We start from the raw sequence: 12,795 nt of genomic DNA, 5'->3' as shown, positions 1-12,795 counted from the left end.
GCGCAGCCCCATCAGGAAGCGGTGGCTACACCTGTGTTTAACTCACAAAGAGGGAAGGGAACGAATTCTCCGCAAAGCGGTAAGCTACATCCTCTTCCCCACAGGTTATCTTTGTTTTTGTTTACTTGGCCGGCATTGCGTCGACTTGCTTCTGAATCTCGTCGACGACCTTCTGACCGCCAACCCCGAGAATCTTGTCCTTCATCATCTTTAATCCTTTATCGGTAGGCAATACACCTTGAGCCATCGGCAAGTACAGGGAATCATAGAAAGGAGAAACCTTAGCATACTCCGTCTTGACCTGATCCGCGTTGAAGGTGAACCCGGAAAGCGGACTCAAGAGAAAGGTTTCGGCCAATTTCGACTTCTCAAACCATTCCTTATCGCTCGGCAGCATACTGTCCGGGGTACGAACTAGGGTAGGACGCCATGTCATGACATATCCCGGGAAGGAGTAATCGGACAGCTGTTTGAAGGACGTATCTCCCGATGCTTCCCAATCCTTGCCTTCAATTCCGTATTCCAAAAGGTCATGATTTTCTTTAATAGAAAGCCAGTTGGCTACGTCCATCACCAGATCGGCATGCTTAGAGGCTTTAGGAATGCACATAAAGTTCCATTGCTGGAATGTTGAATACGGCTTAGCCGATTGGTCGTAAGGTACTACCACTTCAAGCTCGACACCTGGAATCTTGAGCGCTTCTAGGTATTTCAGACCTTCCACTCCGTCAGACGCATACAGCGTTGCCGCGTACTTACCTTGCGTGAACAAGGTTTGCGCGTTTTGCTCCTGAGCAATATTCTTGGACAGGATACCGTCATTGTAAAGCTTCGTGATCCTGTCGAAATTCTGCTGGAGGGACGGATTCTCCCAGGCCCCTACTATCTTCTTGTCTTTCTGGGAGTAATAGAACATCTTAACCGTAGTTTCCACATAGTTATCTTTGCTGGTATTATTGGAATAATCGGTGAAGAGATTCGGCATAGTGTCGGCTCTGCGACCATCGACAATGAACGGTTTGATCGTCGTTTCCTTTTCCTTCACGGTATAAAGGAAATCTTCAACATCTGCAACCGTTTTCAACTCTGGCATGCCGTATTTCTCACGAAGATCCTTCCGGATCAAGAAACCGTTCATCGCTCCTTGAGTTGTGCCCAGCGGAATTCCCATAATCTTGCCTTCGAATTTGTTCGACGCCCACATTTGCTCAGGGATCGAATCCTTCAGTTCCTTGCGGGCCGCCACCATGTCGTCAAGCGGAATAATGGAACCGCTTGAAATCATTTGTGCCATCGATAGCCAAGGAGCGTCCAGGTACATATCAAAATCCTCTCCTGCCGACATCTTGACCGATACGGAGTTGCCATAATCCGACCATGGCAAGAAATTGATATTCAGAGAAGCGCCTACATTGTCGGCTTTCAGCTTGTCGTTCACGGCCTTCATTACCTCCTCGAATTCGTTAGGCTTATCGCCGGGAAAATACGCTTTCAATTCAACGATTTCCTTTGGGGCCTCCGTAGCTGGAGCCGTGCTGGCCGTGGACACCTCTCCATTAGTGGAATTACTCGGGGAAGCATTCTTGTTTCCCCCGCCTCCACAGCCAGCCAGCAGTAGAGAAAGCGATAAGCCGCTGACGAGAATGGTACTGATTGCTTTGTTTTTTTTCATAATTTGACCCTCCTCGAAAAGTAATCATCTATGCGTTAATCCGGTCGCCCGGTTAATGCCGAAATCCATTCATTCAACCCTTTACCGCTCCAACAGTCAGGCCTTTGACGAAATACTTTTGCAGCATCGGATACAGCAGAATGATCGGTCCGATAGTGAGTACCGTCGTAGCCATTCGTACGCCATAGGTGGGGGCTTCTGTCGAGATCGCTGCGGCAGCAGGAATCAAATTTTTAGCCGCTTCCATATTAGAGACCATCCGCCGTAGGATTAGCTGCAGTGGAAACAGTTTTTCATTGTCGATGAACATTAAGCCCATAAACCAGTCGTTCCAGTAATATAGTGCATAGAACAAGCCAACGGATGCTAGAATTGGCTTTGAGATCGGTAGGATAATCTGGAAGAATACCCGCATTTCGTTAGCGCCGTCGATCCGGGCTGCTTCTTCCAGTTCATCCGGCACGGTGCGAAAAAAGCTGACCAGTAGGAAGACGAGAAACGGCTGACAGAGCAACGGCAGAATCAGTGCGCCGATGCTATTCTGCAGATACAGCCACTGGCTGACAACAATATAGAAGGGAATGATTCCTCCCGAGAAAAGCATAGGCAAGTAACAGAACAGGAGTAGCGGTGTCTGCAGCACATTGCGCTTGTTGGACAACGAGTAGGCGAGCATCGCCGAGATGCACAGTGCCGAGAGTGTCCCGATCACCGTAATCAGGATAGTGACTTTGTATCCCTGGGCCAGTGCATCGGAATGCAGCAGCGCCTTATAAGCCGCTGTAGAAAAATGCTTAGGAAACAGGGTATACCCGTTCACGATCAGTTCGCTTTCCTTCGTGAAGGAGCCGATGATCATCAGTAGAAACGGGAAGACACAGAAGATCGTAAACAAAATGAGAATGATGTAGGCCATGGCTGTAAAAGTACGGTCGGATGCCGTCTGTTTCATGATTTCCCTCCTAGAACAATGCGGATTCCTTAGATGCCTTACGGGTGATGGCGTTGGCGGACACGACGAAGATGAGCCCCATGACCGATTGGAACAGGCCCACAGCTGAGGACATCCCGAAGTCGTGTAGCTGTCTCATCGAGCGGAAGACGAAGGTATCAATGACATCTGTGGTTGAATAGAGCAGTGAATTGTCACCGATGATAGCATAGATCATGGCGAAATCACCATTAAAGATACGGCCGACCGACAAAAGCGTCATGATCGAAATCGTTGGGACCAGCAGTGGCACCGTGATCTTCATCATGATTTGGCGTTTAGATGCACCATCAATGCGGGCGGCTTCATAGAGTTCCTCGGAGATTCCGGTGATCGCGGCCAGAAAGATGATCGACAGGTAGCCGGCACCTTGCCAAACCCGGATCACCGTGAGGATGGCCGGCCATAGCTTCGACTCGAACATCCAGTTGATCGGCTCTAACCCGAGATTCTGCAGCCAGGTATTAACCGGTGGCTGTTCGCCTCCCAAAAACGATTGGACGAGCATACCGATTACAATCCAGGACATGAAATAAGGTAAGAAAATTAGCGATTGAGATATTCCCTTGAAATACTTGTTGCTTACTTCATTGAACATTAGTGCGATCAGCACCGCAAAAAAGGTTGTGAACATGATAAACAACACATTCAACCCGACCGTATTGCGGAGAATCACCCAAAAGTCATTCGAAGTAAAGAAATAGTCAAAGTTCTTAAATCCAACCCACTTGCTCCCGGTAATCCCGCGGGAGAAATCATACTCCTTGAAGGCGATCATGATTCCGTATATAGGGAAATAACTGAATATTAGAAAAAACAGCAAACCGGGAATCGCCATTAGGTATAAAAAAGGACTGTGTGCGATCTGCTTCAGCTTCCAGCGTATGCCCCGTCTTTGAGCATGCTCCATGCTCCTACCCCCTTAGTTGTCATTGGTCCGTGCACGGCCGAATGTCTGAAATCACCATATCAGGCCGTGGAGCAGAGAACAATTACAACATGCAACGGTACTTCTTCCTTGCATCCATTCACCGGTTCTTGAATCCATCACTCACCGCAAAATCCATTGATTTGGTTCAGTGAAGATGCTTCTATGGTACAATAAACCCTGCATTCCTAAACAAAAGGAACCGTCCGGGGGAGCTCAATGGAAAATATATTTAATTGGAAACGAATTAAACGACGAACGACTTTTCTAAAAATCCTCATCTATTTTATTAGCGCAACGACATTCCTGCTCGCTGTTTCTTTTGTTGCCCTTTACGGGCTGTCTGCCAAAACCCTCTTAAACGAAATCGGCGATCATACTGAGTCAGCTCTTGTCAATGGCGGCAAGAATACGGCTCAATTGATGGAATGGTCCATCAACTACGCTTACTCCTCCAGCTCTGACAGCCAGCTAGAGTCATATGCACTGGCCGAAGTAAACAGCACTTTTGAGACCTATACGGTCTGGAGTCGGCTAATGAATGTGAAGAATGGCAATCCATCCATTGATTCGGTCTATCTGATCAATGATTACACTGACAGTATCATCGATTCCCGGCTGGGGCTTACTGACATCGACGAGTTCTATGACCAAGAGGTACTGGAGCGGCTGCGTACACGCAAGATTACGGACGGGGCATTTCTGATTCCGCGCACCCTCCATATGCCTCTGAATTCTAGCAAATATCGGAGGGTGATTACGGCCATTATCCCCTATGAAACCGGCAAGTCCATCTCGGCGTTTGTATTGAACGTGGACGCGGACAGTATTATGACACTGCTGCAAGCCAACAGCTTCCTAGAGACCAACCTATTTGTCCTTAACGATAAGAATGAGATGATCTTCAGCACCGATCGACTAAGTCAGGATCAAATACAGGATTTCACCGCAGCCAGCTCGGATAAGATAAATGGCTGGAAGCTCTACAAGCCTGAAAACGAAAGGGAACAGATGCTGGTTTACGCCCAGACCTCGATTAAGGGTATTCAGAACTGGCGCTTCTACGAGACCATTCCCAAGTCTGTCATTCTGAGCAGGATCGATTTCCTGCGTAATATCACCCTGCTGTTGTTCGGCGGACTGCTCCTAGTTTCGCTCGGAGTAGTCGCTCTGCTGTCCCGAAAAGTCTATTCGCCGATTCAGGAGCTGGTGCAGAATGTCATGAAACAGCACCAGTCCGAAAAGCAAGACGGTCTGCTGGCAGCCAATGAGCTTGATTATTTGTCCCAGGTCTTCGTCTTTCAATCGGAGAAGATCCACGAACTGACAGAGGTGGGCCGGCAGCACAAATTCTTCGCTCGGGAACGCTTCATGCGTGAACTGCTCAGCGGTCCGGCGCCTTCTCTGGAGGAGATTCGCCAATCTATCCGCCGGCTGGAGATTGAGCTTCCGGAGGAGAACCTGTCGGTTGCCATCTTCCGGATCGACTACTTTCCGTCGTTTGTCCAGAACTATTCAGATAAAGACCAGCGGCTGCTAAGGTTTGCTATGACCAATATTGTCGGAGAGTCACTGCAGCCCTTCTTCGCCGCCCGAATTCAAACCGTGGATATGGGAGCGGATCATATCGCCGTCATCCTGCCGGTGGACAAAAGGCAGCCTAATGCTATTGCCGACAAGCTGCGGGAGTCGCAGCGGCTGGTGAAGCAGTATCTCTCCATTAGCACAACCGTGGCTTCCGGCAAATGTGTGGAAGGATTAGCCGAGCTGCATGAAGGATACATGACTGTATACGAAATGACCCAGGAGCGCTTTCGGCTGGGGCATGGCGCGCTCGTGTCGGAAGAGCAGGCTGATAGTAGTCCGAACGAGCTGTACCATCTTCCGCTTGAACTGGAGAGGCAGATGGTACATGCAATTCAGAAGGCCGACGGCGACACTCTGCTCCCTACGATGGACGCTGCTCTCTCCGCGCTTAGAGAGCGGCCTTATTTTGAGTGCAAAATGTCGCTTATCACCTTTTTCATGCATGTTCGCCGTTCCCTTCAGGAAGCTGCTCCACATTTCATACTGTCCAGCTCCTGGGGACTCACTTCCGTCGAGAATCAGATTATGAAGCTTGAGACCCTCCAGGCATTCGGAGAATGGATGGAGGACTTGTCCAGCCAGACGCTGGCGGAGATCGCCGCTGCCCGCAATGTATCCAAGAAGGCGGGACTTGTCCAAGAGGTAGATCAACTAATCGCAGCACATCTGACCAATCCTAATCTGGCTACCAAGCTACTTGCCGATGAGCTCGGATTGTCGATTAATTACCTGCGCAACCTCTACAAGCTGGAAACCACCCGTTCGATTACCGAAACAATTTCAGAACGCAGGCTCGACATCATTTGCGAGGAGCTGCTGACGAGCGACAAGCCGATTGAGCCACTTAGTCAAAAGTATGGATTCACAACACTGAACACATTTTACGCGGCGTTCAAGAAAAGGTACGGGGTAACACCAGCCATGTACCGGAAAATGAATAAATAGCGGTATGAGACCCGCTTTATATCCGGAAGTTTTCTTACCCATTATTAATTAGAGGAGTTATAACATTTATGAATCTACCTATTTTTTTGCAACCTGTTTTTCAAGAACGCATTTGGGGTGGAACTAAACTCAAAGACTTGTTCAATTATCCCATTCCAAATAACTCGACTGGCGAATGCTGGGCGATATCGGCACATCCTAATGGACAGAGCATTGTAAAAGGAGGAGTCTTTCAAGGTATGTCACTAGGGGAGCTATGGAACTCGAAACCCGAACTATTCGGATCAAGTTCACCAGTGTTTCCTTTACTCACTAAAATTTTGGATGCCTCAGATAATTTGTCTGTTCAGGTGCATCCAGATGATGGCTATGCTGATAAGAATGAGAATGGAGAGCTTGGTAAAACGGAATGTTGGTACATTCTCGATGCTGAGCCTGATGCCACTATTATTTACGGGCACGAAGCATCCTCTAAACAGGAATTAGAATATATGATTCAAAGCGGGGAATGGGAGAAACTGCTCAGAAAGATTCCAGTAAAGCAAGGAGATTTTTTCTATGTACCCAGCGGCACATTACATGCTTTGGGGAAAGGAATTGTCGTACTGGAGACCCAACAAAGTTCAGACACGACTTATCGAGTATATGATTATGGTCGCCGAGATAATAATGGGAATTTACGTGAACTTCATTTAGGGAAAGCCATCGAAGTTACAACTACACCACAGATACATATACCATCTTCATATGTAACTCAAAAATATGACGGACTCTATATAACCCAATTTGTTTCGAATTCGTACTTTACAGTAGAAAAATGGGAAATCACTAATAAAACAAAATTGCCAGCTCATCCGAAATATTCTCTCATTAGTGTGATTGAGGGTAACGGTTATATCTTTATCCAAGACGGCAAGTATAGACTAAATAAAGGTGATCACCTTATTCTACCTGTTGATTGCGGACCTTATGAAATTGATGGAATGATTCAGCTTATTATTTCACATGAATAATTTGCGCCCTTTCGCTTTATTATGCCGATTATAGTAAAAATGTCGAAAATTTATTTTTACATTTCTTATATATTAAATCCAAAGGTTGCCTTTCCCTCTCATCATTCCCATTTAATTAATGAGAGGAGATGGAAATATGCATAATGTTAACAAAGATCAAAAAGCAATTAAAAATGCTTTTAGTAGTTATGTACAGTCGTGTTTACGTCATGCGAGCCGGGATTATTATAAAAAAGCTCTTCGCCATACTTCTCATACTATTCTATTGGATGAAAAAGAATTAAATAACATCAAACCCAACTTTAGTATTTGTTTGTCGTCCTCTACCCGAGTCGAAAATTGTACTACATTGATACAAATTATCGATGAATTGAAATTTAGTACTGTAGAAAAGAGGGTATTGGCCCTAAAGTACTGTAAGGATTTAACTGATAAAGAAATTGCATATAATCTTGGTATCTCAAGGCAAGCAGTCAGTAAAATGAAAGCAAATTTATTACGGAAATTAAAAGAGCACCTCTCTTTATATTGTTAAACTAATAATTCTCTTAACCTTACATTAAATTAAAAAGGGATGGAATCAGTATGCAAGAAATAGGTACACTGATTGAATTGGCTCAGAGTGGCAATCGTGATGCCGAAGCTAGACTAATTTTTCTTTATCAACCACTGATAAATAAATTTGCAAAACAAAACGGGCATATAGATGAGGATTGCAGACAACACCTTACATTAGAGTTCATATTAGCAGTACGTCGTTTTAATCTTAATCGTTATCATTAGAATATGAAGATTGCGTTTTTAAACTATGCATAATAAAAAAGTAATTTTTCATTTCAATGATCTTTAATTGATAGATATTTTTATATTAACTTGTGTGATTAATTTGTAACCCCCTGTTTTTATGGCAGGGGGTATCTTATATTACTTGAGTGTTGCGATTTAACTCAGCAATAAGCTAAGTGGACAGACCTGTAGTGCTATCAGTAAAAACAACGTTTAGGCAGACAGTTTGAAATGTTTCAGGATGTCGAAAAGCGGCTTTTTCTCCAAGGCTTGCTGGTAAACATAGACGATAATCTGCCCGAAGTACTCTTCTCAAATGCGATACACCACATCGCCTAGTGTCATGGATGATTTGTCTCTCATCCATTCCTGCCGCTGGAATTCAAGATAGTTTTGCGTCAGGAATTGAATGGCCCAAAAACGTTGAATGCCGATAAAAGAAAGCAGTTGCAGTTGATATTGGTCAAAGCCGAGCAATTCCTTGAAATAACGATTACCCGTTTCGATGTTCCAACGTACGTGATAATATCGCTGGATGGTAACGAGATCCAGGGACTGATCCGTACAAAGAAGACAAACCTGAGGTTTGCTCAAATCGGTGTAATCATCTTTCCAAGACAGCAACAGCTTGACGTTTTCGATCTCGCTCACGGATCCTTCGTAGGGATAGACCCAGTACATTCCCTGACCTTCCACGGTAACAGAGTGGAGATCAGTTTTGTGAATGTGCTGTGTAGCGAAATCACTAATTTGAATCGGAATGCCGGCTGGACAGATCAGCCGATTTGTTTTTACGGCTGCAATGACATGAAATCCCTTGCGGTTACAGGCGTTGATGACCTTCTCGCTCGTATACCAGCTATCCATAAGGACGTAGACGAGTGCATCATCCTCAGCAGGGAAGGCTTCGATCATTTCCAGAGCCAAATCGTTCTTGCTGCTAAACCTCATTCGCTGCGCCTCACAATACTCTTTCTGGTAATACGGGCGAAAATCCCAAGCGTAGGAGCAACCTTCACTCACCACATGGGAAGTGACAATGCTGTGGCACCAGACAGACTTGCCGTCTTCATGTGAATTCTGAAAGCTGAGCGCCTCCATCTTCTTGGTCGACTTGTCTTTCTTACAACAAGTGTCATCCACAATAAGAAACATAAGAGATCTGGAATCACCGCTTTTCACACGTTTCGCCCGGATCTTTTCCAATGCAAATTGCATGCGTCTACGCTGCATGCGGTTGACGCACCAGGGAGAGTGATTCAAGAAATTGGTCATGCTACTGAGATGACGATCTTGTCTGGTAACGTTACGAATCTGAGTGATATTCTTACGTCCGGCGCAGAGAATGATGCCGTGAACGAGTGTGAACACGTGATTCAGTTGTGGTTTAGATAACTCCAACTTCAGCACTAAAATAAACTTGACGATTATGGACATGTAGAGGGATACCATAAGAGTGGACATCTCCTTTATATGGAAATTGTGGCGTCGTAACCGTCAATTTCTACACAAAGGTTTGATGTCCTTTTTATTTTAAAATCTTCGACGAAAGTTCTAACAAACTTGCTTTAACCGGGTCAAATCGACAGCGTAGTTTTTGCAACACTCAAGTTATATTAGTGAAATCGTTCTATCCCAACAAGTAGAGGAGCAAAAAATAAGTTTAGAATTTTAATTGCTTATTCCTTATCTCATCCCCATTTAAATTATAGGGGCTAAGCTATAAAAAGCCTGCTTCTAAATTCCTTACTTGTTCTTTGATATCTACATATCTTCTGTTCAAGTACTTTCCCATTGCCTCTGCAACAGCAGAAGCGACATAGCGGAAGCGCCAAGAAGGATCGCATGTGCCCTGAGCGACTATCTTTCCGACTTAAATCATCCCATGGTAGGATGAATCGCAATGACCGGTATTGGGGATTATGATACTTCTGCCTGGCCAGCGTCACTGCATTGGGGGCAGCCCGCTCGGATGAGAGGGAGCTTTAAAAAGCTATGATGTCGAGTAACCGTCGGCAGCTTGAACAGATCTCTATGAATTTGTCGAGAATATATTGATTCATAAATAACACCTCCAGCCTCCATATATCTACAAATATTTTCTTCGTTAGGAAGTGCTATAGATGCAAACTGATATAGGACAGCCAGAACTTCAATCTTTACTTCTGCTTATGTATCGTAATTTTCCCGATGTAGTTAACATAGATCAATTGTGTGTTATGTTAGGTAATATAAGCACAAAAACTGCTTACAAACTATTGCAAGCTGAACGTATACAGCACTTTAAGATTGGTAGGATATACAAAATCCCTAAAATCTATATAATCGAGTATTTAGCCACAGTTATAAATGGCACTTCACCCTCTAGCTTTCACACTTTACCGCATTGAACCGTTCTGCTCATACGTGTTATAATTAATGCGTCAATGGTAGGACCAATGCGGGCTGCTATGAAGGAGGTTTTTTCATGGTAGCAGGCCACCTACAAGAAAAAAAGGGTCTTTTTTATATGGTCTTGAATTGCAAGGATGAAGAAGGTAAGAGAAAACCAAAATGGATTCCTACTGGCCTTACGGTAAAAGGAAACAAAAAAAGAGCAGAAGCATTGCTATTAGAGACAAGGAGGGAATTTACTCTTCTTTTAAATGCTACTGAGGAAGAACCAGTTGAAGAAGTTATCGAAGAAATGTCAGCTGAAGAGCCAGTCGATCAAGGACCCCTATTTTCTGTCTTCATGCTTCAGTGGCTAGCAATGATGAAACACCAGGTTGAATTTATCACTTACGCTTCGTATCACAACGTCATTACTAATCATGTTGTACCTTACTTTGAAGAAAAAGGGCTTTTTCTCAAAGAGCTATTACCATGTCATATTCAAGAATACTATCAGTATGAGCTTGAAGAAAATGGAGTGACAACCAACACGGTTCTCCATTATCATGCTAATATTCGCAAAGCGCTAAAACATGCTCTCAAAAATGATTTAATTAACACTAACCCGGCAGATAAGATTGAAAGGCCAAAGAAAAATGATTTTGTAGGCAGTTTTTACAACAAGCAGGAGACAAATATTCTGTTTGAAAAAGTTAAGGGCGAATTGATAGAGCTAGCAGTCATTCTTGCCGCTTTTTATGGATTGCGGCGAAGTGAAGTAGTCGGATTGAAATGGACAGCTATAAATTTTGAAAACAAAACGATTAGTATCAGGCACACGGTAACTCCGGTTTATTTTGAAGGTCAGGAACACATCATTGAAAAGGACCGTGCTAAAAACAAACCGAGCCGCCGCACCTTACCTCTTGTGCCAGCTTTTAAGGATTTACTGCTGCGCATTCGTGAGCTTCAAGCTCTCAATAAAGCCATATGTGGTAAATCCTACTGCACAGATTACGAGGAGTATATCTATCTGGATAAGTTGGGACAACGAATTAAACCGGGCTATATCACACAGAACTTCACTAGAACTCTTAAAAAAATGGTCTTCGTCATATTCGTTATCACGACCTGCGTCATAGTTGTGCAAGCCTCCTACTCTCCAATGGAGTCAGTATGAAAGAAATTCAAGAATGGCTGGGACACAGCAACTATTCTACAACAGCCAACATTTATTCTCATCTAGAGTACAGCTCCAAAGTATCTTCGGCATCAACAATGAGCGGTGTTTTGGTCTTTTAATAAAAAAAGATCGCACTACCCTCAATATTTCATGAGAGTCATGCGATCTTCTCCTCGTTCTCTCCTTCGGAAAAAGGAGAGAACTGCAGGAGAGAACTCGATAAAAAGTTCTCTCCTAAGCTGTTTCAAAAACCAAGGTTTTTCGGAAAAAACCCTTATAAATCAAGGATGCCGAGGACGGGGGTCGAACCCGTACGGTACTCACGTACCGCAGGATTTTAAGTCCTGAAATGGTCTTCTTAACACCTTTACTATACTACGGGAATATCGAGTGAAAAACCTTTAACCATGCGGGTTAATAGCTTTTTTTGTGTTGCATACTCAATGCGCTCGAGGTTTTGTATGTGCAGCCATGTTAGCAAAAATGTTAGCAAAAGCAACAGAAATACTTACCTTAAATTACTAATTTGCTATTGTTGACTTCTCTGCCCGCTAATTATAAACAACGCTAGTCCCCGTCGACTCGTTTAATTATTCAGAATACGGTAACAATGTGTAAAGCAATCATTAAGCAGTGTATTTGAGGAGGTAATTCAATATATGGATCATCCACTTTTGCCATTAGTTAAGTCTATACAAAAAACTGCAAGAACCGTATTTAATGCAGTTGAAAGTATTCAAACAGCTCCAAGAAAAGCAACTCATGCTTTTTTAGGAAATGATCCAGTACTAGAAAGAGGTGATCATATTGCTGTGTACTACGGATATCTCCATCATGGGATATATGTCGGAAATGGTTTAGTTATTCATTATACTAAAATTAATGGTCACGGAATTGTAAGTCTTGATACGCTCGATACCTTCAAGCAAGGTAAAGCAATAGAGAAACGCTCTTCAAGCTTACGCTGTTCCCGTGATGAGGTAGTGAAAAGAGCACACAAAAGATTAGGTGAGTCTAACTACAATTTGATCTACAATAACTGCGAACATTTTGTAGTATCTTGCAGAGGCTAAATAACCAACCCTTTTTCAAATAAATATGCATATAAAAATCCTTTAAACCACATGAGCAGTTTAATGGATTTTTTTCTTTTCTTTCCCATTCTAAATTTCACATGATGAGCTATGGAGTCATCAAACTGGTCGAATAAAGAAAAAGAATTAGACACTTGATTGGTTAATGAACTATTAAGTTTCTAATTCCTAAATTTCATTTTGAATAAATTGCCTTAGTTTTGGATTGTCTACTATTGAAAAA

General features: G+C 43.7%; 12 protein-coding genes. 8 read left to right on the top strand and 4 right to left on the bottom strand.

Annotated features, from left to right (window positions below; all coding sequences use genetic code 11):
- Positions 1-121: 121 nt before the first annotated feature.
- From MHH60_RS20565 to MHH60_RS20555, 3 genes are all read right to left on the bottom strand, one after another.
- Positions 122-1,672 (bottom strand): extracellular solute-binding protein, encoded by a 1,551-nt coding sequence (locus MHH60_RS20565; RefSeq protein WP_076117198.1) that lies wholly within the window; start codon positions 1,670-1,672, stop codon positions 122-124.
- A 73-nt stretch (positions 1,673-1,745) separates the two neighbouring features.
- A complete protein-coding gene (locus tag MHH60_RS20560; RefSeq protein ID WP_042130109.1) occupies positions 1,746-2,624 on the bottom strand; it encodes a carbohydrate ABC transporter permease in 879 nt (292 codons plus the stop codon).
- A gap of 10 nt (positions 2,625-2,634) precedes the next feature.
- The gene (locus MHH60_RS20555; protein ID WP_076136743.1) at positions 2,635-3,573 is read right to left on the bottom strand and encodes an ABC transporter permease; all 939 of its coding nucleotides are present in this window, start codon (positions 3,571-3,573) and stop codon (positions 2,635-2,637) included.
- Between the two features lie 237 nt (positions 3,574-3,810).
- Between MHH60_RS20555 and MHH60_RS20550 the strand changes: the two genes are divergently transcribed.
- From MHH60_RS20550 to MHH60_RS20535, 4 genes are all read left to right on the top strand, one after another.
- The gene (locus MHH60_RS20550; protein ID WP_076136741.1) at positions 3,811-6,123 is read left to right on the top strand and encodes a helix-turn-helix transcriptional regulator; all 2,313 of its coding nucleotides are present in this window, start codon (positions 3,811-3,813) and stop codon (positions 6,121-6,123) included.
- Positions 6,124-6,191: 68 nt separating this feature from the next.
- Complete coding sequence (gene manA, locus MHH60_RS20545; RefSeq protein ID WP_042130116.1) at positions 6,192-7,136, top strand: mannose-6-phosphate isomerase, class I; 945 nt, start codon at positions 6,192-6,194, stop codon at positions 7,134-7,136.
- Positions 7,137-7,272: 136 nt separating this feature from the next.
- On the top strand, positions 7,273-7,671 hold the full coding sequence (locus MHH60_RS20540; RefSeq protein WP_042130118.1) for a sigma-70 family RNA polymerase sigma factor: 399 nt from the start codon (positions 7,273-7,275) through the stop codon (positions 7,669-7,671).
- A 50-nt stretch (positions 7,672-7,721) separates the two neighbouring features.
- Positions 7,722-7,919: a helix-turn-helix domain-containing protein gene (locus MHH60_RS20535; protein ID WP_042130121.1), complete on the top strand. Its 198-nt coding sequence runs from the start codon at positions 7,722-7,724 to the stop codon at positions 7,917-7,919.
- A gap of 315 nt (positions 7,920-8,234) precedes the next feature.
- On the opposite strand, the gene MHH60_RS20530 is transcribed toward MHH60_RS20535, so the two are convergent.
- Complete coding sequence (locus tag MHH60_RS20530; protein WP_179088921.1) at positions 8,235-9,359, bottom strand: IS701 family transposase; 1,125 nt, start codon at positions 9,357-9,359, stop codon at positions 8,235-8,237.
- A 686-nt stretch (positions 9,360-10,045) separates the two neighbouring features.
- On the opposite strand from MHH60_RS20530, the gene MHH60_RS20525 reads away from it, so the two are divergent.
- From MHH60_RS20525 to MHH60_RS20510, 4 genes are all read left to right on the top strand, one after another.
- A complete protein-coding gene (locus tag MHH60_RS20525; RefSeq protein WP_042130125.1) occupies positions 10,046-10,312 on the top strand; it encodes a helix-turn-helix domain-containing protein in 267 nt (88 codons plus the stop codon).
- A gap of 77 nt (positions 10,313-10,389) precedes the next feature.
- On the top strand, positions 10,390-11,475 hold the full coding sequence (locus tag MHH60_RS20520; RefSeq protein WP_256715170.1) for a tyrosine-type recombinase/integrase: 1,086 nt from the start codon (positions 10,390-10,392) through the stop codon (positions 11,473-11,475).
- Positions 11,412-11,597, top strand: a complete 186-nt coding sequence (locus tag MHH60_RS20515) for a tyrosine-type recombinase/integrase (RefSeq protein ID WP_306082209.1) — start codon at positions 11,412-11,414, stop codon at positions 11,595-11,597. Before MHH60_RS20520 ends, MHH60_RS20515 begins: the two co-directional genes overlap by 64 nt.
- A 540-nt stretch (positions 11,598-12,137) precedes the next feature.
- Positions 12,138-12,551 (top strand): lecithin retinol acyltransferase family protein, encoded by a 414-nt coding sequence (locus tag MHH60_RS20510; RefSeq protein WP_076136737.1) that lies wholly within the window; start codon positions 12,138-12,140, stop codon positions 12,549-12,551.
- Positions 12,552-12,795: the final 244 nt, after the last annotated feature.

The sequence above is a fragment of the Paenibacillus sp. FSL H7-0716 genome (assembly GCF_038002705.1).
In the GTDB taxonomy this organism is placed as follows: domain Bacteria; phylum Bacillota; class Bacilli; order Paenibacillales; family Paenibacillaceae; genus Paenibacillus_AQ; species Paenibacillus_AQ odorifer.
Note: the sequence above shows the minus strand (reverse complement) of the source record. Positions and strands in the feature narration are given on the sequence as shown.